This is a genomic window from Bacillus sp. FSL M8-0266 (genome assembly GCF_038613425.1).
Taxonomy (GTDB): domain Bacteria; phylum Bacillota; class Bacilli; order Bacillales; family Bacillaceae; genus Bacillus; species Bacillus pumilus.
Map to the genome: position 1 here is coordinate 846,088 of NZ_CP152015.1, position 25,409 is coordinate 871,496.

23 protein-coding genes and 1 pseudogene are annotated in these 25,409 nt (G+C 40.2%); 18 read left to right on the plus strand and 6 right to left on the minus strand.

Annotation, left to right across the window (positions count from 1 at the left end; genetic code table 11):
• The first annotated feature begins 9 nt into the window (after nt 1–9).
• Together MKY83_RS04005 and MKY83_RS04010 are read left to right on the plus strand one after the other, a co-directional pair.
• Nucleotides 10–1,299, plus strand: coding sequence for a hypothetical protein (locus tag MKY83_RS04005; RefSeq protein WP_342488183.1), 1,290 nt, complete (start codon nt 10–12; stop codon nt 1,297–1,299).
• A gap of 312 nt (nt 1,300–1,611) precedes the next feature.
• Entirely contained in the window at nt 1,612–1,893 is a 282-nt protein-coding gene (locus MKY83_RS04010) for a hypothetical protein (RefSeq protein WP_003217864.1), read from the plus strand.
• A 53-nt stretch (nt 1,894–1,946) separates the two neighbouring features.
• On the opposite strand, the gene MKY83_RS04015 is transcribed toward MKY83_RS04010, so the two are convergent.
• The gene (locus tag MKY83_RS04015; protein ID WP_342488184.1) at nt 1,947–3,455 is read right to left on the minus strand and encodes a helix-turn-helix domain-containing protein; all 1,509 of its coding nucleotides are present in this window, start codon (nt 3,453–3,455) and stop codon (nt 1,947–1,949) included.
• A gap of 710 nt (nt 3,456–4,165) precedes the next feature.
• Between MKY83_RS04015 and MKY83_RS04020 the strand changes: the two genes are divergently transcribed.
• The 3 genes from MKY83_RS04020 to MKY83_RS04030 are packed head-to-tail and all read left to right on the plus strand — an operon-like array spanning nt 4,166 to nt 11,255.
• Complete coding sequence (locus tag MKY83_RS04020) at nt 4,166–10,312, plus strand: SpaA isopeptide-forming pilin-related protein (RefSeq protein ID WP_342488185.1); 6,147 nt, start codon at nt 4,166–4,168, stop codon at nt 10,310–10,312.
• A 21-nt stretch (nt 10,313–10,333) separates the two neighbouring features.
• Nucleotides 10,334–10,936: a class D sortase gene (locus MKY83_RS04025; RefSeq protein ID WP_044139755.1), complete on the plus strand. Its 603-nt coding sequence runs from the start codon at nt 10,334–10,336 to the stop codon at nt 10,934–10,936.
• On the plus strand, nt 10,929–11,255 hold the full coding sequence (locus tag MKY83_RS04030; protein ID WP_044139713.1) for a hypothetical protein: 327 nt from the start codon (nt 10,929–10,931) through the stop codon (nt 11,253–11,255). Before MKY83_RS04025 ends, MKY83_RS04030 begins: the two co-directional genes overlap by 8 nt.
• 53 nt (nt 11,256–11,308) lie before the next feature.
• Here the strand turns inward: MKY83_RS04030 and MKY83_RS04035 are convergent, their stop codons facing one another.
• The 3 genes from MKY83_RS04035 to MKY83_RS04045 all read right to left on the minus strand — a co-directional run bounded on the left by MKY83_RS04035 (nt 11,309) and on the right by MKY83_RS04045 (nt 12,606).
• Nucleotides 11,309–11,623: a multidrug efflux SMR transporter gene (locus MKY83_RS04035; protein ID WP_003217878.1), complete on the minus strand. Its 315-nt coding sequence runs from the start codon at nt 11,621–11,623 to the stop codon at nt 11,309–11,311.
• Nucleotides 11,624–11,968 carry an SMR family transporter gene (locus MKY83_RS04040; protein WP_003217798.1) on the minus strand — a complete coding sequence of 115 codons (345 nt, stop codon included), beginning with the start codon at nt 11,966–11,968 and terminating at the stop codon, nt 11,624–11,626.
• Nucleotides 11,969–12,048: 80 nt separating this feature from the next.
• On the minus strand, nt 12,049–12,606 hold the full coding sequence (locus tag MKY83_RS04045) for a TetR family transcriptional regulator (protein ID WP_065097478.1): 558 nt from the start codon (nt 12,604–12,606) through the stop codon (nt 12,049–12,051).
• Nucleotides 12,607–12,800: 194 nt separating this feature from the next.
• Between MKY83_RS04045 and MKY83_RS04050 the strand changes: the two genes are divergently transcribed.
• From MKY83_RS04050 to MKY83_RS04080, 7 genes are all read left to right on the plus strand, one after another.
• The gene (locus MKY83_RS04050; protein WP_126741117.1) at nt 12,801–13,349 is read left to right on the plus strand and encodes a VanZ family protein; all 549 of its coding nucleotides are present in this window, start codon (nt 12,801–12,803) and stop codon (nt 13,347–13,349) included.
• Nucleotides 13,346–13,810 carry a DUF6884 domain-containing protein gene (locus MKY83_RS04055; protein WP_065097467.1) on the plus strand — a complete coding sequence of 155 codons (465 nt, stop codon included), beginning with the start codon at nt 13,346–13,348 and terminating at the stop codon, nt 13,808–13,810. The genes MKY83_RS04050 and MKY83_RS04055 overlap by 4 nt, the downstream gene beginning before the upstream one ends.
• A gap of 150 nt (nt 13,811–13,960) precedes the next feature.
• Nucleotides 13,961–14,590, plus strand: coding sequence for a rhamnogalacturonan acetylesterase (locus tag MKY83_RS04060; RefSeq protein WP_003217853.1), 630 nt, complete (start codon nt 13,961–13,963; stop codon nt 14,588–14,590).
• 153 nt (nt 14,591–14,743) lie between these two features.
• Nucleotides 14,744–15,787, plus strand: a complete 1,044-nt coding sequence (locus MKY83_RS04065; RefSeq protein WP_065097466.1) for an NAD(P)/FAD-dependent oxidoreductase — start codon at nt 14,744–14,746, stop codon at nt 15,785–15,787.
• Between the two features lie 71 nt (nt 15,788–15,858).
• Nucleotides 15,859–17,442, plus strand: coding sequence for an AraC family transcriptional regulator (locus MKY83_RS04070; RefSeq protein ID WP_065097465.1), 1,584 nt, complete (start codon nt 15,859–15,861; stop codon nt 17,440–17,442).
• Nucleotides 17,443–17,576: 134 nt separating this feature from the next.
• Nucleotides 17,577–18,506, plus strand: a complete 930-nt coding sequence (locus MKY83_RS04075) for an ABC transporter substrate-binding protein (protein WP_044139708.1) — start codon at nt 17,577–17,579, stop codon at nt 18,504–18,506.
• 12 nt (nt 18,507–18,518) lie between these two features.
• Entirely contained in the window at nt 18,519–20,234 is a 1,716-nt protein-coding gene (locus MKY83_RS04080; protein ID WP_113768305.1) for an ABC transporter ATP-binding protein, read from the plus strand.
• 84 nt (nt 20,235–20,318) lie between these two features.
• Here the strand turns inward: MKY83_RS04080 and MKY83_RS04085 are convergent.
• A pseudogene (locus MKY83_RS04085) lies at nt 20,319–20,639 on the minus strand (YnfA family protein); the annotation flags it as partial.
• A gap of 352 nt (nt 20,640–20,991) precedes the next feature.
• Here MKY83_RS04085 and MKY83_RS04090 point away from each other — a divergent pair.
• The 6 genes from MKY83_RS04090 (at nt 20,992) to MKY83_RS04115 (ending at nt 24,836) form a co-directional block, all read left to right on the plus strand.
• Nucleotides 20,992–21,558, plus strand: coding sequence for a sigma-70 family RNA polymerase sigma factor (locus tag MKY83_RS04090; RefSeq protein WP_342488186.1), 567 nt, complete (start codon nt 20,992–20,994; stop codon nt 21,556–21,558).
• Entirely contained in the window at nt 21,555–22,301 is a 747-nt protein-coding gene (locus MKY83_RS04095) for an anti-sigma factor (protein ID WP_342488187.1), read from the plus strand. The genes MKY83_RS04090 and MKY83_RS04095 overlap by 4 nt, the downstream gene beginning before the upstream one ends.
• 95 nt (nt 22,302–22,396) lie before the next feature.
• Complete coding sequence (locus MKY83_RS04100) at nt 22,397–22,831, plus strand: hypothetical protein (RefSeq protein WP_342488188.1); 435 nt, start codon at nt 22,397–22,399, stop codon at nt 22,829–22,831.
• Between the two features lie 158 nt (nt 22,832–22,989).
• Nucleotides 22,990–24,015: a zinc-binding alcohol dehydrogenase family protein gene (locus tag MKY83_RS04105; RefSeq protein ID WP_106067552.1), complete on the plus strand. Its 1,026-nt coding sequence runs from the start codon at nt 22,990–22,992 to the stop codon at nt 24,013–24,015.
• A complete protein-coding gene (locus MKY83_RS04110; RefSeq protein WP_044139700.1) occupies nt 24,012–24,539 on the plus strand; it encodes a YfiT family bacillithiol transferase in 528 nt (175 codons plus the stop codon). Before MKY83_RS04105 ends, MKY83_RS04110 begins: the two co-directional genes overlap by 4 nt.
• A 12-nt stretch (nt 24,540–24,551) precedes the next feature.
• A complete protein-coding gene (locus MKY83_RS04115; protein ID WP_106067550.1) occupies nt 24,552–24,836 on the plus strand; it encodes a hypothetical protein in 285 nt (94 codons plus the stop codon).
• A gap of 22 nt (nt 24,837–24,858) precedes the next feature.
• Here MKY83_RS04115 and MKY83_RS04120 read toward each other — a convergent pair whose 3' ends face one another.
• Nucleotides 24,859–25,338 carry a MarR family transcriptional regulator gene (locus MKY83_RS04120; RefSeq protein ID WP_008341672.1) on the minus strand — a complete coding sequence of 160 codons (480 nt, stop codon included), beginning with the start codon at nt 25,336–25,338 and terminating at the stop codon, nt 24,859–24,861.
• Nucleotides 25,339–25,409 lie beyond the last annotated feature (71 nt).

Sequence of the window (25,409 nt, forward strand, 5' to 3'; positions counted from 1 at the left end):
TATTTTGAGGTGAAACGATTGAATGCAAACATTCAACAACTGATTGATCAGACAAAGTCGAAATTTGGCTTAGATCTTTATGATCTAAAAAGACACAGCTTTCATCGTTACGTCAACATGTTCAATGAAACGATTTATACATTGAATATGGAATGGTTCCCCTCTCATGAAGCTGAACCTGCGGACGACGATGTCAACCCAGACGGCACAGCTGTCATTGAAGTCAATTTGAATACAGGACAGATCGAATCGGTTATTTTTGTCATGGACAAAACCTATGCGCAGCATGGGGTCATGTTTAAGAGACCTTATCCAGTTCATGTCATTCAATGGATCGAACAAGAAACAGGATTGATCTATGGTGAGCATTTTCATATGCATCAGAAGAAGAAAGGGGAACTTTCTTTCGAAGAAGCAATAGATGGTATGAAAGTAACACCTTCAGGCAGAATCGAAGTGAAATGGAATGAACATGGACAGCTCATGTACTTTACACACCACGGCCCATTTTTAGCCAAAACATTACTGAAAGCTGAGAAATATGCGCTTTCCCTTGATAAGCTGGAGAACATAGCTAAGCAGCAAGTGGAGCTGTTTCAATGGCCTTCCTTTGAGCACAATCGAATCCGATCTATTTATGCGTTAGAAGAAATTTATGTGAAGAACGATGGAACAGGAACTCTTCCGTTTGAAATTGGTCGTGAAGAAACGCATTGTATACACATGAATGAGATCATTGAGTGGAATGAACCGTTAAATAATGCTTTTGAAAAAAAAGAAATGAATATTCATGAGAATATTTCAGCTGAACAAGCTTTCTCATTGGAACCGTCACCAGATACCTTCCCGATATCAAAAGAAGAGCAAGCTGAGTGTATCAAAGCAGCCCGAACCTTCTTGGCGCAAAAATATCCAAAGGATACAGGGAAGTGGGTTCTGAAAACACTCCATCGAGATCATGGATACATCGATGCGATATTAAAAACGAACGGGCAAGAAGGCAGTGGGTTTATGGACAAGATCAAGGTCTTCATTGACGCCACCTCGTTTGAAGCCGTTAATTACATAGATAAAAAAGAAATGTTTCAAGTGTGCGGGATACTGAGCCCTTCTCAAGCGGCAAGTGAAATTTCTGTATCTCAGAAAGAAGCCTATGAAAAATTGAGAGAACGTCTTGAACTTACACCTATTTACGTCTATGACGAAGCGCAAAAACATTATGTTCTATGCGGAAAGCTCGATTGCCATGATGGTGTTGATGCAGAGAGCGGCGAAGTGTTTTCTTTGAAAGAACAGTGAGGAGCTGTTCTTTTTTGTCTCATTGCACCAATTTTTTGAAGAAATTTGGAATTTTGTAGCAGGAAGTTGTCGTTTCATCACGAAAGAAACAGATAAGAATATGATCATAGGTCCATCGGTTGGAATTTAGTAGACGTCATTCATATGAAACACTCATGACAGTAAAGTTGATCTACAATACTTTTTGAAAAAAATGAAATCGTGTCTCTAGTAGTATACGACATTTGGTGGGCTGACATCATAGGATGACTTTGAACATGTTTGGTTTAGGTAAGCTTGAAGCCATGATAGAAGAAAGTGAGGATATCTACCTTGAGTACATTGGAAGTGTTTCGTCAGTTTTTGGTTGACCATTATCCTGCGTTACAAGATGAACTTTGGCTAAAAGATGTTGATACCCTTCGAATCTCTCCTATTCTTCATCCTTTTCTGAAAAGCAAGCTGCCAGAGGGGATCGAAAAATTCACTTGTGTCCTATTCACGCAGCAGACAGATCAAACGGCTGCACCGCTCAAAGTATACCTTCTATTAGATGAATATGAGCAATCACTTTATGCCATTGATTTGATGAATGAACAAATAGTGCTTCATTAATACAGAAGCAAAAAGCTGCTTGAGAGCTCCTCAGCAGCTTTTTTTGATATACATTAGTCGATCATATCAACCAATCTTGAGTGCAAGTTGTCCAATTCTTTCTTTGTTGGAAAAGAGCTGATCAGTAGCGTAGATTGTCCGAATTGAAGAGGCAGCTCAGTATCGGTCACAATCATATCGATCCCAAGTTCCTCCATCGTGACATCATTTAATGTATTCTCTGGACTTGTGAAAATGTGAATGAGAGGAGGCACGCTTAATTTAATTAAATCCGCAATAAACAAACTATGATAATAGCCTAATGTTGAAATAACAAATATGTTCAACACGTTTCTCCGTTCCATTTCCAATTGAACAAGCCCTCTCCAGGACGACGTAATCATACGAATCAATTCCCGTTCATTTTTCACAAAAGGACCGAGGATATCGTCTGTTTTTAACTCTTGGATGATATGAGTAATCCTCGAATAGAAATAAGGAAACTGTTTTTTCACCTCTGATAAATAGCTCGATTTCTTTTTGAAAAGGAATCCATCTCTCACGGTAATTTCATTGGAATACACATAATATTGGAGAAGAACGAGTGTCATCACCTTGCGATTCGCTATTTCTTGATGAAAAATCGACTCCAATTGGTTGATAAATGAATGAATGGCATCATAAAGTCGTGGTGTATGTGACTGGAAGAACGTCAATTTTTCTTCGACAGTTTCAATTGATTTAAAGTGTCCAATAGCTGGTTCGATCAATAGCAAGAAGACAAATTCATGATGATCCAGCGTCACATCAAATACGTCTTTGGTCATTTGGCAAATATGCTCTTCCCATGTTTTGATTTGATCATAGATCCCTTTGGCTGCAGAAGTTTGTTTTTCCTCTTTCATTGAGTACGTATATTTACGGCTTATTGTGAAATTTTTCCTCATTCGGTGAATGGAAACGGCGAACCACAGGCAGTATTTATCTATCGCCACATCTGGTACATTGACTTCGATCACCTGAAATAGCTCTTGTAATAAATCAACTGCATCTTGCTTTTGAATATCATCGAATGGCCAAAGCCGGCTTCCATACACTTCAAACAAAAATTCAACAAAGAATTGACGAATCTCCTTCTCATTTCCATGGAACTGCATACTATCTGGGCGCAATTCAATGTCATAAGAGATAAGGATGGAATTGATTTTATGAATGGTGTTATACAATGTGGATCTACTGATATTAAGCGTGTCCATCCATTCATAGAAAGACCTGTTTTGTTCGAAAAAAATGCCATCAATCAATCGAATTTCAATCGTATCTTTTAAAATTTCCTTGATATAGTAGTCCACTCGTATCGTCTGTGTATAACAAATGGATATGCCTTGTCTTGGCTTTATGTGGATTAACGGCTCACCGTTCTCTGTTTTGAACGATTTCATTTGTTCTAAATCGCTTTGAATGGCACGAACCGAACCGATATGTTCATTCGATATCTCTTGAAGGCTCCACCACTTATTTTTGGATACAAGCAGTTTTAAAATGTTTATCCATCTCTTTGATTTATTATCAATGAGCTCCATCAAACAACTAACTCCTTCCCTTGGCTTGCCTCTATATTATGAAGTTCACTTAAAGAACAGTTGATTCTCAAAATAGGCATGAAATGATTGTAATGTTTAGGCTAAATCGTTTTGTCTTCACTTTTCATGATAAAAGAGAAAAAAAAAAGACGAAAACAAATGTTATGCGCTGATTCTTCATATTTTTCTTTTAAAAGGTGATAAGTAAGCCATGAATCCTATAAAAATGGATCATTTTAGATATTTCGTTTATTTTTTTGCTGTTGAAACGGTAAATGTAAGAATAAAACGCAGCAGCTTTTTGATTACCATATGAAAGGGAGTAGAAAGGAATGCGATCTATATGATGCTGAACTGTCTCACCATACATACCATATGATACATGCTTGTTTCATATGAACGAACCATATGTGAGTACATGCTTATATATGCATGTACACATTATTTATTGTTCATTCCAGTATAAATAGAAAAATTCACATTTATTCTTTTCACGATCCTCTCACTATTCCCCATTTCTATAGACCCCTATCCAGTTATTATATCCACTACTCATGATTTCCTTTCAAGCTCATGATTGATCAACTCATTTTATTCATAGGGTCTTAAGGTGCAAATTTGTAGAAAATATTTGATCAGAAGCGGAGTGATTGATCTGACAGTATACAAATGATTTTTTTATCATTGTTGAAAATTAATTTTAGAAAAGGGTGGATGTATTGAAAAGAATATTGTCATTGGCTCTCATCGCGGTGTTAGTCATACAGTCTACTATATTAGGAATCTTGCCTTTAGCAGGGGCACAAGCAAAAGAAAGCCAAGAAAACATTTATGGAGATATTGAGTTTGCTGACAGCGAAGGAAACAAGTTATCAAGCATGGAAGACCAGCAAGTCAGAAAGGCAATTGTCCATTGGTCGATAAAAGGAATGGATCTAATAAAGCAACATCCCTATGTTCTCTCTCTTCCTTCAGCCATACAGGTAGAGAAGGAGCAGAAAGAACCCATTACTGTGGGTGACATACTTGTTGGTGAGTATACCGTTTCAAAACAAAATGAAGTAACGGTCATATTTAAAGAAGATGTTGAGCTTGATCCAAATTTAGAAGGATCAATAGACATCGATGTCACCAGTATAGCTGAGCCAAAAGAGAAAACAAAGCAAAAAGAGCGTGAAGAAAGCCTTCCAAAAGATGACTCAACCTCATCTGAAAAAAACGATAAGAATCAAGAAGCCGCTCAAACGAAACAAAGTGATGAAGATGAATTACTAAAAAACAAAGTGAGCGTATCTAAGCGTGTAGGGCTGCAAAGTGTTTCAAAACAAATGCAGATACAAGAAAATCTTCTCACTGATGCGAAATTAATTTTTGAAGATCAAGAAGGAAATTCAATTGATAAGCCTGACATCAACTCGCTTATTTCCATTAACTATGAGTGGGCGATCCCAAATGGTCATAGTTATAATGGCGGGGATGAATTCCATTTCAAGGTTCCAGAGGAATTAGTGATTTATGAAAAAATCGATCGTCTCGAGATGAAATTTAATCAGGCAACCATTGGTTATTTTTCTGTAGATGAGAGCGGAAATGCCTCCATCGAATTCACTGATTTTATCAAACAATTTTCAAATATCCATGGAACACTTCAAGTGTGGACGCAATTAGATCAAAAAACAGTCATTACTGAAGAAAAAGAAGTAGTCATTACCCCGATTGAAGGCAAAGATACGATATCGATCCCGATTCAATACATTCCAAATGGTCCAAACGTCTCTAAAAAGGGTGAACCAAATCGATCTTACAATGCTGAAACCATTCAATGGACAGTCGATTTTAATATGGACTTAGACGATCTGAAACAAGCGAGACTTTTAGATCCGATTCAAGAAGGTCAAGCGTTAAAAAAAGATTCAATCAAGCTTTATCGTGTTGATACAAAGCTAAATGGTGAAACATCGCTTGGTCAGCTGCTTGACGAAAACCACTACACAATCGGCCAAACAGCAGATGGTCAAGATTTCACGATTGAATTTAAAGATGACGTGCATCTAGCTTACCGTTTAATGTATGAAACGGACATTACGAATCAAGATCAGTCTGCGTTTCGTAATAAAGCATCCCTTGTCTCTGCTGATAAAGTGATTAGTTCAGCAGAAGGAACAGTGAATGTGACAAGAGGCAGTCCTTTAAATAAAAAAGCCGCCCACTACGATCCAGTCACACAAACAATTACGTGGGAAATTCGTTATAACTATAACGAAAAAAAGATTGCTGAAAAGGATGCTTTGTTAGAAGACTTCTTTAATGGCACACAGGCGCTGATTTCTGATTCAATTCAAGTCAAGGAAGTCACAATTGATCAGGATGGCAAAGAGTCAGGAACAAAAGCATTTGAACATTATGTGGTTCAACCTCAAAAAAAGGATGAACAAAACGGGTTTACCTTGCAATTCAATCAAGATATTCAATCGGCTTATCTCATCACATATCAAACAAAAGCAACCGAGCGGATTTTTGAAGCAGAAGAGATTATCAATACTGTAACAGCTGGCAAAGAGAGCAAACAAGGGAAGCAAAGAATTGACCAACAAATCCTAACGAAAAATCATGGAACACCGAATTACAAGAACAAGACCATTCCATGGCGTATCACCTTCAACAAAGATCAACAAACCATGAACAACCTAATACTAAAAGATACGTTTACAAACGAAGGATTGACGCTGCAAAAAGATAGTTTAAAAGTGACGACAGGTAATACAGTGCTTGAAGAAGGCACAGATTATCAAATAGTTGAACATGCAAATGGATTTGATATTCAATTTACAAAAGAAATTAAGACAGAACATACCGTCACATATACAACGTCTTTTGATTATGAAAAAAGAGCAGATAAAGATCAAAAGAACCTGCGTAATCATGTAAAGCTTGAATGGATAAATGAAGATGGCAAGGATTTGACGAAGGAAAATCAATCTGTCTTCACGCCTGACACATACACACAGTCAAATGGGTTCAAGAACGGAACCTATGATGCAAAGAAAAAAGAGATCACATGGAATATCGGTGTGAACTATAACTTGAAACATTTAGAAGAGGCGAAAATCGAGGATTTCATTCAAGGAAATCAGCGTTTGCTTAAAGATTCAATCACCATCTACTCGCTTGATTTACAAGGCGGGGAAAATGGAGCGGAAGAAAAAGAGGTATTAGCGAAAGAACATTATGACATCAAATTCCTTGAAAATGAAAAAGGAGAATCAGGCTTCGAAGTCATTTTCAAAAAAGCCATTGATTCCCCGTACAAAATCACGTATCAAACAAGTGTTGAAGGAATGGATTTAGTACAGAAAACCTACGAAAATAAAGCGACTCTTTATGATGGGAAGACGAAAGAATCAGACGTGAATGCTGTGGTGTCCATTCCAAATGGGGGGAAATACACGAGCAAATCAGGAAATCAACAAGGGAAGGTCATTGATTGGAAACTGAATATCAACTTTGGTCAATCAACAGTCCAAGATGCGACGATTATAGACCATCCGAGCAGTAACCAAGCCATAATAGAAAACTCATTTCATCTCTATTCAACGACAATAGATGAAAAGGGGCAAGTGACCAAAAAGGAAGAGCTGGAAAAAGGGAAGGATTATGAACTAGACCTTGAATTCGATCCAGATTCTTTTCAAATCAAATTTAAAGAAGAAATCACGAGACCATATATTTTAGAATACCAATCTCTCATTTTAGATAAGGTGGGAAGTACACTTCAAAACGAAGTAACGTTTAGAGGTGAAAATGTAAAAGAAATCAAAAAGGAATCCGAAGCCTCAATTGTGGTCAAACGCACCGCTGGCATGGGAGATGGCACAGGAGCGATTGGCGCTTTAACCATTAATAAGGTAGATGAGAGTAGTGGAAAAGCGCTAAAAGGAGCAAGCTTTTCTCTGACAGATGCGGCGAGCGGTATCGTCATTGGAACAAAGACAACAGATGAAGAAGGAGCTCTTCGATTTGATCGTCTTCTGTATGGTGACTATATCGTGACAGAAGAGAAAGCACCTGATGGTTATATTAAGACGAAGGAACCAATCAATGTAACGATTGATCAGCCCTACGAATCAGGGGATCAAGCGAAAACAGGAAATAGCATGACGGTGCAGAACCAAGAAATCCGCCAGCATGTTAAGTTAACGAAAAAAGACAAAGAGACGGGTGCGGTATTAGAGAATGCAGAATTTGAACTGAAAAATGAATCTGGAGATACCGTCCAAACCCATTTGAAAACGGACGAAAAAGGAGAAATCCTTTTCAAACATCTTGAGCCAGGTTCCTATTATTTTGTTGAGACAAACGCACCGAAAGGCTATCAATTAAATCAGCAAAAATGGCCGTTCACAATCAAAGAAAATCAAACAGAAACAACGATTGTAACTGCAGTAAATGACATCAGCAAAGGTTCTGCTGAATTGAGCAAAATAGGTGAAGGCGGAGAGAGACTAGAAGGTGCACAGTTCAAGCTCTTAGATCAAGACGGGCATGAGCTAAATGGTTCGCTTGTCACAGGAGAAAATGGCAAGATCACGATAAACGAACTAAGACCGGGTACGTATCAGCTCATTGAAACAAAAGCACCTGATGGTTATGTATTAGATGAAACACCAATCAAATTTGAAGTACCACTCGATCCAACAGAACCAGTCATCATTTCACAAAAGAACCTATATGAAACAAGTGCATTAGAAGTGATGAAAGAAGGGGAAGATGGTAAGAAGCTTCAAGGTGTTCGATTTGAAATCACGGATCAAAATGACGAAGTTGTACGTAAAGATTTGACAACAGATGAAGATGGGAAGCTTTTGGTCGATAACCTCAAACCGGGCAAATATCAGCTCGCGGAGACAGAGAGTATTGATGGTTATCAAAAGAAAAATAAACCTTATCCGTTTACCATCGAAATCGCACAAAAAACACCGGCAGAGATCAAAGTGATCAATGATCTCAAAACTGGAGCTGTCCAGCTCACGAAGCTTGGTGAAAAGAATGAAGTGCTTGAAGGAGCAGAATTCAAGCTTGTAGATGCAAATGGAAAAGAGATGAAAACAGGTCTCGTCACTGATCAGAACGGGGAAATCATCGTCAACGATCTTAAACCTGGAACCTATCAGTTTGTTGAAACGAAGGCTCCATTCGGTCACGAGCTTGACGAAACACCTGTCACTTTTGCTATTCCATTTAACCCTCAGAAGCTGGTCAGTGTGACAAAAGAAAATGGCCGCACAACAGGCGGAGTGCTGTTACACAAAAAAGGCGAAGATGGGAAATCATTAGAAGGGGTTGTCTTTGATCTATCTGATGCCAAAGGAAAGATAGTGGCAGGAGGAGAAGGGATTACAACCAATCAGGATGGAAAAATCACCTTCACAGGTCTAAAACCTGGAACCTATCAATTTGTTGAAAGAAAAAGTCTTGAAGGCTATGAATTGAGTGCGAAACCACTTGTCTTTCAAGTTGAATTAGGTCAAAAAGAATTGATTCAAGTGGAGGCCATCAATCAGCTCAAGAAAGGTTCTGTAGAACTAACAAAAATAGGGGAAGAAAAAGAAAGATTGAAAGGCGCAGAATTTACACTTTTCAATGACGATGGTAAAGAATTGATGTCAGGTTTAACAACCAACGAGAAAGGCATCATCACTGTCAACGATTTGAAACCAGGCGCTTACCAATTGGTTGAAACGAAGGCTCCTTTTGGACATAAACTTGATGCAGAACCAGTAGACTTTAAGATTGATTTCAATCCAAATCAACTGGTAAAAGTGACAAAAGAAAATATTCGGACGACAAGTGCTGTGAAGCTTCAGAAAAAAGGGGAGGATGGTCAGTTGCTCGCTGGCGTGACCTTTGACCTGATTGATGCGCACGATCAGCGTGTGAAGAAAGACTTAAAGACAGACAAAAACGGTCAACTGACAGTCGATCAACTGAAGCCAGGAACCTATCAATTTGTCGAAACAGCAAGCATTGCCGGCTATGAATTGGATCAGACACCTGTCTCATTTACGATCCGTTTAGGTCAAGACAAACCAGCAAAAGTAGAAATGATCAACAAACTGACGCCGGGAGCAGTGGAACTGACCAAAGTGGATGATGAGGGACATACGCTCGAAAATGCAAAGTTTGCTCTTCTGAGTAAAGAAGGGAAAACGTTGAAGAAATCACTTGTAACGGACCAGAAAGGAAAGCTTCGCATCAACGATCTAAAACCGGGAGAATATCAATTCGTTGAAACGAAAGCACCTCATGGCTATGAATTGGATCATAAGCCGATCCTGTTTACAATTGAGAAAAATCAGCAGAAGCCACTTCAATTAACAGCGAAGAATCACTTGATCTTAGGAAGTCTGCGTATCATAAAGGTAGACCAGCAGACAGATAGAACTTTAAAAGGTGCAGCCTTTGACATTCGTACAAAAGCCGGGAAAACCATAAAATCTGTGACAACAGGAAAAGACGGAGAAGCCATTGTCAAAGGGCTTAAACCTGGTGAATATACACTCACAGAGACGAAAGCTCCAAATGGTTATGTAGCTTTAAAGAAACCACTCGCTTTTACAATTCAAATGGGCGAAATGGAGATCAAGACAATGATTGTGAAAAATGCTCCAGTGAAGAATGAAGAGGACCACACGAATCCTCCAGCCTCACCTAAAGGGGATCAACATCCACCTCATGACTCAAACGGTGAACTGCCAAAGACTGGAGAAGAATGGCTGCGTTATATGATGTATGCAGGGATTTTACTAGTAGTTTCTGGAACTGTTCTTCTTGTTCTTAGAAGAAGAACCATTCAGTAAAAGGAAGGAACGAGTGTATTGATGAAAAAAAGAACCTTATTAGGCAGCTTTTTGGTGGTCGCGGGGCTAATGCTCATCTCCGTTCCTTTTATATATGAGTGGCGAACTTCTCAAGAGACAGCAGCAATGGAACAGGCATTAAAGATGATTGAAGAAAATGACAGTGATGCCCTTTCTTCTATTCCACATCTAACTGTGTCAGAAGAAGACCTTCGAGATGTGATGGAGCTAGAGATCCCGTCAATTGATTTAAACGAAAAAGTGCTTCCTGTTACATCAAAAGAAAATTTAGGTATTGCACTGACTCAGATCAAATCTCATCAAATGCCAGGTGAAGGGAATTTCACGATTGCAGGGCATAGAGGGTATAGAGGTGATCGGCTTTTCAGGCAGCTGCCAGAGGTGCCGAAAGGAGAAAAAGTCGTCTTACATCATCAAGCTGAAACATATGAATACAAAATTGTCAGCTCAGCTACGATTGAACCGACGGATGTTGATGTACTAAAGGATCGTGGGGAAAATGAACTGACATTGATCACTTGTACTCTTGATGGTCAGAAACGATTTGTCTTAAAAGGAATACGAATCAATGCTTCAAAGGGTGAGCAACCGTCGGATGTATAACATCAACATAATAGATGATGGGTACAATGGAAGAGCAGCGTGGACGACCGACATGTTACACCAAATGTTATCAGAGCATTATCCAACATTAAAAAACGAACGTTGGGATGTTGATGTAGATACAATTCGGACTTCGCCTATTCTTCATCCTATATTGAAAAAAAAGCTTCCAATTGGTATCGAAAAATTCACCTGTGTTTTGTTCACGCAGCAGACAGCAGCTTTTGGAGAACCTTTAATTGTGTACTTTTTATTAGATGAAAAAGGCGAATCGATTTACGCAATGGATCTCTTGCTCGAGCAGCAAGATACCCATTAAACGAGAAATGAAAAAGGAAGGGGCTTTGACTCCCTTCCTTTTTTGTTATTCAATTACGCAAATAACTTCAGCCCAACGACGCCAATCACAATCAGCAGCAAGCTGAGTATACGAATCATGTTTTTCGGCTCTTTAAATAGAATCATATTAAACAAGACAGAGCCCGCCGTCCCAAGTCCAATCCAGACCGTATAGGCAACGGATACTTGAACGGAAGAGAACGAGGCGTATAAAAACAAAAAGGATAAGGCAAATCCGCCGACAAATAAAATGCCTGTCGTGATTTGCTTTTTTTTACTAAACATATTGAGACCAATGGTTCCGCCGATTTCGCAGGCAGAGGCTAATAGTACAAAAAACCAACCCATTTATACCGCTTCTCCTTTCTGTTCATGTGCATCTCCATCAGACACTTTTAGTCCAATAATGCCGAGAATTAAAATGCCCATAAATAAGAGCTTTTCTAATGAAAACGAACCGCCGAACAGCGCGTAATCCATCAAAGACGTACCAATCGTTCCAACTCCGGCAAACACGGCGTACACGGTCCCTGTCGGCAGCTTCTCGCAGGCTTTCATTAAAAAATAAAAATCAACCGGGATCAGGCAGATAATGATCGCCCACTCCCACACCGCATCAGCTCTATTTAAACCAAACACCCAAAGTAATTCGAATAAACAAGTGAGTGCGACATACATCCAGCTTTTTTTCATCGTATTTCCTCCTAAAACTTAAAACTGACGATTCGTCATTTTAAAACCAAAAAAGAGCGTACAGCAAGTGCTGTACTAAGTTAAGGTGTCTCTATGCCAAGTGCGTAAAGAAGAAATTGCTTTACCTCTAGCTTTTGAATCAGAACCTCTTCTGTATCTGTTTCTGTAAATAAGTACATTTGTTCAGCAGACGATTCAAGTAAACCGATAATGAATTTGGCTGCATATTGACAGTTCAAATTCGCACGGACTCTTTTGTCCTGCTTAGCTTTTTCTAAAAAAGCAGCGACCCATTTGTAAATCGGCTCATAAATATCTTCCCATTCCTTTAAATGCTCCGTGGCAGCTAAGCCTGAGTAGGTCAGAGCAAGGACGTCACGGTATTGTCTTGTAAAAGAGAAGATGAATTCAACAAGCGCATCTGCTTGATCGAGGACATCCGCATGCTGAGTCAATTCCTTTTCAATAGCTGGGACCATCTGCGAGATCAGATGTTCTGCGATAGCAGGCATGACAGACAGCTTTGAAGGAAAATATAGATAGTATGTTCCTTGCGCCACTCCTGCTACTTTCACAATATCCGAAATGGTCGTCTTTTCGATTCCTTTTTCTTTAAACGCGTCAATGGCAGCAAGCATAATCTTTTCTCGTTTCGACACATCATCACCGACCTTAAATGACTGAATGTCAGTCAGTTTAGCGGAAAACTGACGATTTGTCAATATGGGTGTCTCGTTATTGAATAGGAGAATAAGTGATGAATAGATGCGGGCAGGCCTGAATAAGCTGTAAATATGGTCAAGCATCATGTGAGAAAGGGGCAGCTCTCCGTATGACATTCAGTGCGATGTTTTCCATTGCTTATTTTCTCTTGCTCGTCCCGCTCTATTTACATATGAGATACAGACAGGCGAAAAAGCAAAAACGATTTATCTATTTACGAACAGAAATCGTTCTTGCCTGTCTGTTTATTTATACGAATGTTTTATTGTATTTGACGGTCTTTCCTAATCGTTTTTCCGCACCAAGGGATCAGGTGAGTGTCAACCTCATGCCTTTGCAGTCCATTTATCAAAATCTCCATGCCTATCATCACGGCTATCCCAATCTTGTTTTTTTAAATTTGGCAGGGAACATTTTGTTATTTGTGCCACTTGGTTTTTTTCTCTATCAAGCATTCCGAACCATGTGCTGGCAAAAGGCGATTCTTGCTGGCTTTTTCTTGTCAACCATGATTGAAGTGCTTCAATGGGTATTCTCGCAATCTGGTATGATTACAAGAAGCAGCGATATAGATGATATTCTCTTAAATACACTCGGCACAGCGCTAGGTTGTATGTTGTATCGAATGTATCGACGAAGGAAGGAGAAAATCAAGTGAAGCGAGTATGTATCATTCCATGTGGGGCGAAGAAAATTTGGGACGTCCATCCAGAAGCAGGGAGCCAGCCGGCGAACCTCGTTTATTTAAGTCCACTGCATCAGCGTACGAAAAGCTATGCCCAAACGTTCTTTTCAGACTGGCTGATCATATCAGCGAAGCATGGATTCTTAAAAGAAGATGAAATCATTCATGAAAATTATGATGTGGCTTTTGGTACACCGCATGCTGATCAGATGACAAGAGAAGCACTAAGTGAGCAATTTCATGAAAAACATCTCACTGCATATGATGAACTAGTGATACTAGGTGGAAAGAAATATCGAAAGGTGATCGATCCTTTATTACTTCCTCATCAAACAGCGATTTATCCGCTAGCTCCATATAAAGGAATTGGCTATATGCTTCAGGCATTAAAGCAAGCCGTTGAGACAAAAGTAGAACTTCCGCCGCATATTTAACGTATTCACATCTACCGGTAAGCAGGGTTTTGATCATTAAAAAGAGAATGAATGAAGTAGCGATGCTGATTGTTTCATATCTTTTCAGCAGCCACTTGGATGTCCGCATCGCTTATAAAAGTGGCTATATGAACAAGGGGGCGTATGAACATGACAACCATCTATTTAGCTGGTGATTCAACCGTTGCATCTTACCCGGATCGTCCTGTTCAAGGAGGATGGGGAGAGTTTTTACATCGCTATACAGCGCAAGGCGTGAGCGTCGACAACCGCGCAATCGGTGGAAGAAGCTCAAAAACATTCATTGAAGAAGGACGGCTTGATAAAATATTGGCTGACATTCAGCCTGGGGACTGGCTGCTTACACAAATGGGGCACAATGATGCTTCAACGGAGAAGCCTGAACGGCATACAGACCCTTTCACGACGTATAAAAGCTATTTGTCTCAATATATTCACGGAGCAAGAGCGAAAGGCGCTACACCTCTTTTATTAACGCCAGTCGGCCGCTTTCATGAAAAAGACGGAGAATATATCAATGATTTCCCTGATTACTGTGCCGCTATGAAAGAACTAGCTGATGAAGAAGAAGTCCTTCTTGTTGATTTAAATACGGCAAGCCTTCAATTTTATCAAATTTCCGGCATAGAGAAAACGACTTCTTACTTTATGCTGTCAACAGGCGTAGAGGATCGCACGCACTTTACAAAAGAAGGAGCAGATGCGATTGCAAGACTTGTTTCGCTTGAATTAAAAGACCTTGGATTAACGATTGTGTGATGGATGACAGGACGAGAAAGCGCTCGTCCTGTTCTTTTTTTGCAGAAAGCTATTGATTCCCTTCACCAGAGTAGACTACAATAGGTACATATGATAATGAGAATCAATATCACTTATAAATAGATCAATCGATGAAAAACTGGAGGGACTCAAATGACAGATCAGCTTGAATTGTTTGACGTCACCATTATTGGCGGCGGTCCAGCAGGAATGTACACCGCCTTTTATAGTGGGATGCGGGATTTAAAGACGAAGGTACTGGAGTATAACGAAAGCCTTGGCGGGAAAATCCTACTGTATCCTGAAAAGGTCATTTGGGATGTAGGCGGATTAGTGCCGACAAGAGGAGAGCAATTGATTAAACAGCTTGAACAGCAAGCCAAAACATTTGAACCTGTCATTGCATTAAATCAAAAAATAACAGACTTTCATCGCTTAGAAGATGGAAATATATTGATTTCGTCCGAAAATGGTGATCGTCATTTAACCAAAACCTTGATTCTGGCAATGGGGCATGGTATTCCAGTTCAAAGAAAGCTGGAGGTTGAAAATGCAGATCGCTATGAAGTAACAAACCTTTATTATACGGTTCAGGAGCTCAAAACCTTCGCTGGAAAAAGAGTCGTCATCTCTGGGGGCGGCGATTCTGCGGTGGATTGGGCAAATGCCCTTGTGCCAATTGCGAAAAGTGTCACTGTTATACACCGCAGAGATATGTTTGGTGGTCATGAAAAAAACGTGGCGAATATGAAAGCTTCAAGTGCACGTATTTTAACCCCACATGAATTAACTGACCTACATGGTAACGGAAAAGAAATCGAAGCTGTCACTGTTCAGCATTTAGAAACAGGTGAAAAAGAACGTATTGAAACAGACGCAGTCATTGTCAACCATGGCATGAAAGGCGATTTAAGTGTTCTTGCAGAATGGGGATTAAAGCAAGGTGAATGGGGGCTCATTGAAGTGAATGAGCAGATGGAGACCAATTTACCAGGTGTGTATGCAGTAGGTGATTTATGTACACATAAAAGCAAGGTCCGCTTGATTGCAGGAACGTTTGTAGATGGTGTGAACGCACTAAATAGTGCGAAATTATATATCGAACCAGATGCGGAGAAAGTGGCGTATGTATCTTCTCATAATGAACGTTTTAAGGAAAAAAACAAAGAATTGCTGGCAGCCGGTGCGGATCGCTAAAAAAAACAAAACAAGAAGGGTGGTGCCGCAACGGCATCACCTTTTTTATGGCTGAAAGGAGGTATCTGAAGATGAACGCACAAATGGAAACGATGCTACATGTGAAAAAGAAAATTCAGATGTGTCTGAAAGCAAAACAAACGAACAGATGGCAGACAAAATCTCCAAGCGTTTTAACAGCTGATGATACCGTTGTCATTCAGCTAGAAGGAATGGAGTACGAGCTTGACGGTGGGGATAGCCTGTTTATACGATCTCACATCCCTGTTGTCATCCGTTCTTTATCTAATCAGCAAGTCACAATTTTTGCTGTTTCATTTGAACATTACATGCTCACAAATGATGCTGATGATGAATTAATTTATAAAATCAATTATGATACCCTGCCTGATAACGGGCAAGTGGTGATGGGCTCACCGGTATTATTTCATCATATTAAACGTTTAAGTGATCCCTCTTATTCAGAAAGTAGCCAAGTGAAGCTACTAAAGCTAGTACTGCAAATATTTCAGCAACAAAATGAGAAAACAACTCATGCTGATCATTATTCAATTCAAATGATTCTTCAATACATTGCAGAGCATTACCAACAAGAACTAACCCGTAAGGACTTAGCACATAAAATGGGCTTTAATGAAAGCTATTTCTCAACTTTTTTTAAGAAAAGCGTTGGGATGAGTGTTACAGATTATATTGCACAAATTCGAATAGATGAAGCAAAAAAGCTATTGTTCAAAACCGATGAACAGGTTCAGGCGATTGCACAAAGAGTAGGCTATACTGATAGCCTCTATTTCAGCAGAAAGTTTCGTCAAAAAACGGGCAGATCGCCTAGTCAGTATCGACTGAGTCGCCAACCAAAACGAATTGCCGCTTTTCAATTTGTAGGCTCTCTGCTTGCGCTCGGAGTGAAACCAATTTGCATGGAAGAAGATATTGCTCTTTATTCAGATCTGCTTCAAGGTCAACTCAGTGATGTCTTCGTCATTCATGAACATACACCTGACGACGTTTTGAAGGACATGAACTTAGACCTCATTTTAATGCCTGATTATTTCTATACAAACATAGAATGGATGAAACGTATGGAGAAATTCGCTCCTGTGCTTGTTTTTCCATATAGTCGCCTGAGTCCTGTAGAGGAGGTACTTTGTTTAGGTAGCCTCATCGGAAGGAGCGAAGAAGCAAAGCAATGGGTGGAGCGTTATGAGAAGCAAGCACAGAAGGAAAGAGCTCGCTTGACGCCATTTTTGAAAAAAAAGGAAACGGTTGCTTTATATGAAGTAAGGGGACATGACAAGGTGTATATGTGGTCTTTTCATGCGAGAGGAGCAATCAACCTATATAAAACGTTGGGGTTGAAGCCCCCTGAAGCCATTCAAGAGGAGGTGCTGAAACCGGATAAACATGTTGTGATTCCGCTTGAGCGTTTAGCAGATTATGCAGCAGATCATATGTTTTTTATTGTGGCTGTTCGAAATGGATGGTACAGACATATGGACAAACGTATGATGGAAAGTGATGTCCTGCGTAATTTACCCGCAGTGCAAAATGATACATTCTACCTGTTAAAACTAGAAGAATTTAGATTTGGTGAAGGGGAACGAGCGATAGAAATCATGAAACGATTCTCTCAATTTTTAATAAAAGAATAAGAGTTTCTAACAATTGTCCATAAACAAGTTATGACGATTATCCATAGACCGATAGACAAGCGGTTGATAGAATACGAGAGACAAATAAATGATAATGATTCTCAATGATTCATCATGATATGGAGGAGAAAAGTATGAAAAAACAAGGCATATTTCTTAGTTTAATGACTTTAGTGTTGTTATTCGCACTAGCAGCCTGCGGTCAAAAGGAAGAAAGTAAAAAAGCCGAAGAAAAAACAAAAACGGTTGACACAGTGAAAGGCAAGGTCGAGATTCCAGCAAATCCAAAGCGTATTCTCGTAGATGGGTATTTGGGTAGTGCTGTTGCACTAGGGGTAAAACCGGTTGGTGCCACAACACAAGATTTAAAAAACATACATCTCAAAGGCAAAGTGGATGGTGTGGCAGACATTAGTGATGAACGCTCCGCCGAAAAGGTGGCAAGCTTAAAACCAGACCTCATCATTTCAGCTGTAGACGATGAAAAGGTACTTGACGTCTACAGAAAGATTGCCCCAACGATTGTTTATCCGTTCGGTGTATTTAAAGATTCACAAGAAGAGATCACTACATTAGCCGGCATCTTGAATAAAGAAGAAGAAGGAAAAGCGTTTTTGAAAAAATTTGATCAACGTATGGAAGCTGCTAGAAAGAAAGTGAAAACAGTCATCAAAGAAGGCGAAACAGTGTCAATCTTGGGTGCATTTAGAAATGATGTCTATGTGTATGGGAATGGTATCTATCGAGGTGGACAAGCACTTTACGAACAATTGCAGCTTCAGCCGCCAAAAGAGGTTGCAGACACTATTTTAAATGGAAAGTCAGGATTAGAACAAATTTCATATGAAGTGCTACCAAAGTATGCAGGTGACTATATATTTGTTGATGAAGCCAACGGAGGAACATTCGATAAGAGCAATTCAATATGGAAAAGCTTAAAAGCAGTGAAAAAGAATCAAGTACACGACTTGGATATTACGTATTTCTGGCCATTTGATCCAATAGCTATCGCCAATCAAGCAGAAAAATACGTTGAGATATTGACAGAATTATCTCAGAAGTAAGGGGGCTGCTTTTTGTTAAAACGATTTTTCTCCTATTATAAGCCATATATGGGGCTGTTTATATTAGATTTTTCCTGTGCCGTCATAGCGGCACTACTTGAATTATCATTTCCACTTGCGATCAGTATGGTTGTAGATGACCTGCTCCCAAACAGAAACTGGGAAATGATTCTCATCTGGAGTGGAATTTTACTGGCAGTCTATGTCGTCAGCTCAGCGATGAATTATGTGGTGACATATTTTGGACATAAGCTAGGTATCAATATTGAAACAGATATGAGAAGTCAGCTATTCACCCACGTACAAAAAATGTCTTTTCGATTCTTTGATCAAAAGAAAACAGGAAAGCTTGTTTCACGCATGACAAACGATTTAATGGATATTGGTGAAATCGCTCACCACGGTCCTGAAGATTTATTTATTGCAATGATGACTCTTACAGGTGCATTTGCCCTGATGCTATCAATTAATTGGCAGCTTGCCGTCCTCACGTTTCTCATTGTTCCATTCTTAATATGGCTCTCGGTTTATTTTACGAAGAAAATGTCGATTGCCTTTGATCACATGTTTTCAAGCATTGGTCGATTCAATGCTAGGGTTGAGAATAATGTGAGCGGAATTCGAGTAGTGAAGGCATTTGGGAATGAAACGCATGAGATTGATCGCTTTATTGAACACAATGAACAGTTTAAACAAACGAAATTAACCACATACAAAATGATGGCATTACACGCTTCGATTAGTCATCTGCTTATGAAGGGCGTCACCATCTTTGGCCTTGTATGCGGGACATGGTTTGTGATGCAAAAGAATATGACCTATGGTGAATTCATTTCATTCGTCCTGCTGTCTGGAATCTTTTTAGGACCCATTCAACAAATTAATTCAGTGATTGAGACGTATCCAAAGGGAGTCGCAGGCTTTAAGAGATTTGTTTCGCTCTTAGATCAAGCCCCAGACGAAAAGGACGTCCCTGATGCAATTCATGTCGATGGGCTAAAAGGTGAAATCACATTTCATGATGTCAGCTTTGGTTATGAGAAGGACAGTTTGATCCTTGAGCATATTAATCTGGAGATCAAACAAGGGGAAACGGTTGCCATAGTAGGTCCTTCCGGTGCTGGTAAATCCACGCTATGCAGTTTATTACCAAGGTTTTATGAATGGCAATCTGGAACCATTACGATAGACGGCATTGATAGTAGACAGATGAAGCTGTCTTCACTGCGCCAACAAATTGGAATAGTCCAACAAGACGTCTATTTATTTAATGGGAGCATTCGAGAGAACATTCTTTATGGAAAGCTTGATGCAACTGAGGATGAAATATGGCAGGCAGTTTCAAAAGCAGAGCTAAAAGAACTCGTCGAATCCCTGCCCGAAGGTCTTGAGACAATGATTGGTGAAAGAGGCGTCAAGCTGTCAGGTGGACAAAAGCAGCGTGTATCAATTGCACGTATTTTCCTGAAAAATCCCCCTATTTTAATACTGGATGAAGCAACCTCATCACTAGATACTGAAACAGAGGCTTCGATCCAACGATCACTAGAAGAGCTTTCAGAAGGTAGAACGACGCTAGTCATTGCGCATCGCCTTGCAACTATTCAACATGCAGATCGAATTGTTGTTGTGACAAAAGGTGGCATTGCAGAGCAAGGAAATCACAAAACATTACTAACGCAAAATGGCTTATATAAGCGCCTTTATGAAACACAATTCGGTGCATAAAAAGTTCATTAGGAGAAATGTGAAAGCCGGCAAAAGAGCGCCGGCTTTTTTCTCATGACATGTATTGCAATCTTTTTCTCTAGTTCTAGGGGCAAAGAGCATCATACTCACACCTATTAAACAAATAAGAGCGCCTACCCAATCGTACAAATCAGGCGTTTTTCGATCGACCCACCAGCCCCAAAACACAGCAAGAACCACAAACACACCGCCATATGCCGCATAAACCCGTCCGAAAGTCGGGAACTGCTGGAAGGTAGGAATGACCCCATAAGCGACGAGGATGAGGCTGCCGGCGATTCCAAAGCTGACCGGTTTGGCTTCACGCAGCCAAAGCCACACAAGATAGCCGCCGCCAATTTCTGCTATTCCTGCTAATAAAAAAAGAATGATCGTCAACATCATGTAAGGACACTCCAATTCATTTCGTTACCTTCTATTATGACATGTTGAAAAAATGCGTTCTACTTCATTTACATTGTGAGGGGGACGAGAGTTTGCTAGAATCAACTGAACAGAGAATGGAAACACATGGATTCTTGACTTTTCAGATAGGATCCAAATGGCCTTGCTTTTCGTAAAGTAAGTACATTCTCATGAGGAGCATACTTCCTTTTTCGGCGCTCTTTTTTTCTCTTTAAAAAAAGAGTAAAGTACAAAGTAGGCTTATTTCAGCAAATCGAGTGATAAGCAATACGTGAAGGATTTCATGATGAATGCAGCATGCTCTTTCTCATGAAAAAGGAAGGAGATGACCATGGATACACTGAAAGATTTTGAGCTGTATCACAAGATCAAATTTGATCGTCACAAGCCTTCGCTTGAAGTGCTGTATGATCGCTATGAACGTGTGTTATATTCGTTTATTTATAAAATGACTGGAAGCCGTGAGCTTACGGAGGAAGTGCTTCAAGAAGTCTTTATCAAGCTCTGGCGCGGCATAGGAGAATACCATACGGATAAAGGGAAATTCTCCTCGTGGTTATTCATGATGTCACGCAACACGGCCATTGATCTCCTAAGAAAGCACCGGAACGAAACGGCACTAGAAGATGAGCATATTGAATATTTAGCCGATCATCAAGAAGATGTATCAAAGGAAGTCGAATGGAACGAGGAAAAACAAATCATACGTGAAGCAGTATCTACATTGTCAAAAGAACAGCAAACCATCATAGAAGATGTCTATTTTAAAGGAATGACACAAAAAAGTATTGCTGAAAAGCTAGGCATCCCCATTGGAACGGTGAAGGGAAGGATTCGATTGTCATTGAAGCACTTACGGACGAGACTGTCTCGCGGAGGAAAGGAGGAAGAGGCATGACTCAGTGTAAACATCAAGTGATTGATTATTTCAACGGGCATATCCAAGGAGAAGAAAAAGCACAATTTGAAGAGCACCTCAAGCACTGCTCAGCTTGCAAAGAAGAGCTTGAAGAATTGACATCGCTCATGTCTGACATTCCATTTCTAGCAGGTGACCAAACACCTCCGGCAGGGATGAAAGACCGTATTTTATCCCAGGTGTTTGAAGAAGAGACGGCCGAAGAAAAGAATAGCCATAGGAAAGAGCTCAAGGCAGTACGTGAACAAAACGAGATCAAACCACTACAAAAGAAACGAAATCAATGGCTCTTGCCGCTCGTTGCCGCACTGCTTCTCATTTCAGCAGCTGGAAACGTGTATTTCTTATCGAATGGAAAAGAACAGGCGGAAGAACCTGTCAGGGTTGTAGCGACAAAATCACTGGCATCAGCCGCATCACCAAAAACAACGGGTGCTTTCTCAGTGATTGAGCATAACGGCAAAAAAGAGTTGGTGGTGAGTGCAGACGGATTAAAGGATCAGCTTGATTCATCTGCTGTTTATCAAGTATGGCTTATTAAAGGCGATCATCCGGTGCCAGCCGGTGCCTTTAAAACAGATAACAAAGGAGAAGGAACCGTCACCTATGCATTATCAGAAAAAGAAGCGAGTGAATCATGGGATACCGTGGCAGTCACCCTTGAACCAAAAAAGGATAACAAGCTGCCGCAAGGACCTGTCGTACTAAGCGCTGCATTTTAAATGTGATTCAGGAAGGGTGCCTTTGGGCATCCTTTTTTGATAGGCAGAGGGAACTTTTTGGCAAATCAGGCGTAGTACATATGGAGGTGAAACAGATGAAACCATACATAGAAAAAGAACTATTTCTCTTATCAGTGAGACACGCATGTATTGCCATTTATTTTCTTGTCATCCCATTTTTGATCCCATTCTTTTATCGCCCATCGCTTTTATTCATTACGCTCATTGCACTTTTTATCACTCATAACTTAGCGGAAAGTATCATTTGGTTTTATAAATCGAGAAAGATCAGAAAGCATCAGTCTGGTGATCTATCGAAACGAGAACATGTCTTGACCCAGATCGTGCAAAGGCTTGAACAGCTGATGATGATCAGTTTTGTGGTGTTTTTTATAAACGAATGGATACAGGGGATAGCAGATATGTCTAACCTCTTCTTCATTATTTTTTTCTTCATCATTGTTTTCCTTCAACACACCCAGTTTTATTACGTTCAGCTATTCTTTAAATCCAAAAGCTGGTTCTCCTAAGTTCCTTCATTGCAAAAGGCACGTCCTTCTTATATAGCGAGGGAGAGAAAGGCTTTGAAGAGTTCTTAATGTGCAATCACTCGTTTGATCTATCCATAAACATCAGAAAATTATGATAAAATGTGGAAAAGAAGCATATAGAAAGGGAGTGCGAACGAGTGAAAGCTGTTGGACTATTGGAGTACTTACCGATCGAGCATGAGCAAAGCTTGATGGATCAGGAAGTAGAAAAGCCTAAAGCAACGGGCAAGGATATACTGGTGAAGGTAGAGGCTGTGTCAGTGAATCCAGTTGATACGAAGGTGAGATCACCGAAGGATCAGAAGGAAGAAAAACTGAAAATTCTTGGCTACGATGCAAGCGGTACGGTTGTTGAAGTCGGCGAAGCGTGTACATTATTTCAGCCGGGTGACCACGTGTACTATGCGGGAGATATCACGCGTCAAGGCTCAAATAGTGAGTATCAGCTTGTGGATGAACGGATTGTGGCAAAAAAGCCTGCAAATCTTTCTTTTGCAGAAGCAGCTGCGATGCCTCTGACGACGATTACGGCATATGAAGCGTTATTTGACCGAATGCATATGAAGCGAAACGCAGAAGGGGCAACACTGCTCATCATCGGCGGTGCAGGCGGAGTAGGTTCTATCGCCATCCAACTAGCCAAATTAGCAAATGTCACTGTGATCGCCACCGCATCAAGACCTGAAACAAAAGAGTGGTGTCTGTCATTAGGTGCTGATCATATCATTGATCATCATGAGCCGCTTCTTGCGCAGCTTCAGGAAAAAGAAATAGGCGAAGTGGATTTCATTTTATGCCTAAATGATACAGACGGACACTTCAAAGGCATGGCAGAAGCCATAAAACCGCAAGGCACGATCTGTACCATTGTCGAGAATCAGCACAACTTAGACATTCAATTACTCAAAAATAAAAGTGCTGCATTTGTATGGGAGTTCATGTTCACACGCCCTATGTACAAAACAGCGGACATGATCAAACAGCATGAGCTTTTAACAGAGGCGGCTGAGTTATTTGAACAGGGGACATTGACGCATACATTAACAAAGGTTCTCAGTCCGATTAATGCTGCTCATTTGAAGCAGGCACATCAAACACTTGAGCAAGGAAAGATGATTGGCAAATTTGTACTAGAAGGATTTGAGAAAGGGGAGAGTGTATGACGTCATTACAATATCCGATTGGCTTATATGAACCGGCTGAAGAAAAAACAAAAGAACAGCTTGTGGCATGGATTGATCAGTTGGCTGCGATTCCTCAAGAATATGAAACGGTCACCAATCAATTGACAGATGCTCAGCTGGATACACCCTATCGGCCTGGAGGATGGACCGTCCGTCAGCTCATTCATCACGTAGCAGACAGCCATTTGAATGCATACTTACGATTCAAGCTTGCGCTCACAGAAGAAATACCGCACATTCGTCCATATGATCAGGCGGGATTCGCCGAGCTTCCAGATAGCAAAGCGCCCATCAGCCTATCGCTGCCCTTAATCAGCAGTCTGCATCGCAGGTGGGTTACATTACTTCGAGGGATGTCAGAGGAAGACTTCACTGCGTCTTATTATCACCCAGCCTATCAACAAACGGTGTCCTTATATGATGCAACAGGTATGTATGTCTGGCACTCAAAGCATCATCTTGCCCATATCACGGAATTAATCAAAAGAAATCAATGGAATTAAAGGAGTAGACACATGTCTGGTAGAAGAATTGTCGGCGCCATGTTTATCTGTATGGCGGCATTGTTTTATGTAGCGAAATATGTGCTTTTCGAGATACGTTATAGTAACAGCTTAGGCTCAGAAAGAACGTTTGAGGAACTTGAACAACTGCTGCCTGGCGGAACGTGGATCAGCATCATTTTTCTCATCATCGGTTTAGCCTATCTTTTATGGGATGACAGAGTCGTTCTTCAAAAAACCTTCATCCTCTCAGATAAACAAGTAGAAGAAGAACTAAAAAAGACGGATCTCAAGTGACCGTCTTTTTTCCTTTTCATGTTTAGCCGCGTTCAGGACGCAGTGCTTTTTCTAAAATAGCCAGCCCTTCATTGACTTTTTCTTTTTCCTCGTCATTGAGCCGTTGCAGGGAATTTTTAATTTTTTCGTGTCCTTTTTGATAAATACTTCTGAAAATATTTTTCGCTTCCTCTGTCAGTTCTACGACAATGATTCGCCGGTCACGCTCAGAATGCTTTCGCTCGACAAAGTTAGACTGTTCTAAACGGTCAAGCAAGCCTGTCATATTGGACAAAGAAGCCCCCATTTTTTCAGCAATTTCGGATACTTTAAGAGAGCCATGGTTATTGAGCAGCATGAGTACCTTCATTTGAGGCATACTCATATCGAGCTTCATCCATTCTGACACATCTCCAAGACCTGCAGCTGTGAGTACTTTCATATAAAGCACCCATGTCTTTTTTTCCTCTGGAGATAGAATCTCTTCTTTTAATACAGTGGTGTCATGAATATTGTATTCCACGCTTGTTCACTTCCTTTAAGCGGCTCTTTTCTCTATATTACTTATTTTTACTTCTAATTGAAAGGTTTGAC

Bases quoted from the DNA above. Each gene is read 5' to 3' on its own strand.
- MKY83_RS04115 (WP_106067550.1), top strand. From the start codon at position 24,552: ATGTCTGGTAGAAGAATTGTCGGCGCCATGTTTATCTGTATGGCGGCA.
- MKY83_RS04035 (WP_003217878.1), bottom strand. From the start codon at position 11,623: ATGGGTTGGTTTTTTGTACTATTAGCCTCTGCCTGCGAAATCGGCGGA.
- MKY83_RS04050 (WP_126741117.1), top strand. From the start codon at position 12,801: ATGACATTCAGTGCGATGTTTTCCATTGCTTATTTTCTCTTGCTCGTC.
- MKY83_RS04100 (WP_342488188.1), top strand. From the start codon at position 22,397: ATGAAACCATACATAGAAAAAGAACTATTTCTCTTATCAGTGAGACAC.
- MKY83_RS04070 (WP_065097465.1), top strand. From the start codon at position 15,859: ATGAACGCACAAATGGAAACGATGCTACATGTGAAAAAGAAAATTCAG.
- MKY83_RS04060 (WP_003217853.1), top strand. From the start codon at position 13,961: ATGACAACCATCTATTTAGCTGGTGATTCAACCGTTGCATCTTACCCG.
- MKY83_RS04090 (WP_342488186.1), top strand. From the start codon at position 20,992: ATGGATACACTGAAAGATTTTGAGCTGTATCACAAGATCAAATTTGAT.
- MKY83_RS04025 (WP_044139755.1), top strand. From the start codon at position 10,334: ATGAAAAAAAGAACCTTATTAGGCAGCTTTTTGGTGGTCGCGGGGCTA.
- MKY83_RS04040 (WP_003217798.1), bottom strand. From the start codon at position 11,968: ATGAAAAAAAGCTGGATGTATGTCGCACTCACTTGTTTATTCGAATTA.
- MKY83_RS04045 (WP_065097478.1), bottom strand. From the start codon at position 12,606: ATGCTTGCTGCCATTGACGCGTTTAAAGAAAAAGGAATCGAAAAGACG.
- MKY83_RS04015 (WP_342488184.1), bottom strand. From the start codon at position 3,455: ATGGAGCTCATTGATAATAAATCAAAGAGATGGATAAACATTTTAAAA.
- MKY83_RS04095 (WP_342488187.1), top strand. From the start codon at position 21,555: ATGACTCAGTGTAAACATCAAGTGATTGATTATTTCAACGGGCATATC.
- MKY83_RS04065 (WP_065097466.1), top strand. From the start codon at position 14,744: ATGACAGATCAGCTTGAATTGTTTGACGTCACCATTATTGGCGGCGGT.
- MKY83_RS04030 (WP_044139713.1), top strand. From the start codon at position 10,929: ATGTATAACATCAACATAATAGATGATGGGTACAATGGAAGAGCAGCG.
- MKY83_RS04075 (WP_044139708.1), top strand. From the start codon at position 17,577: ATGAAAAAACAAGGCATATTTCTTAGTTTAATGACTTTAGTGTTGTTA.
- MKY83_RS04110 (WP_044139700.1), top strand. From the start codon at position 24,012: ATGACGTCATTACAATATCCGATTGGCTTATATGAACCGGCTGAAGAA.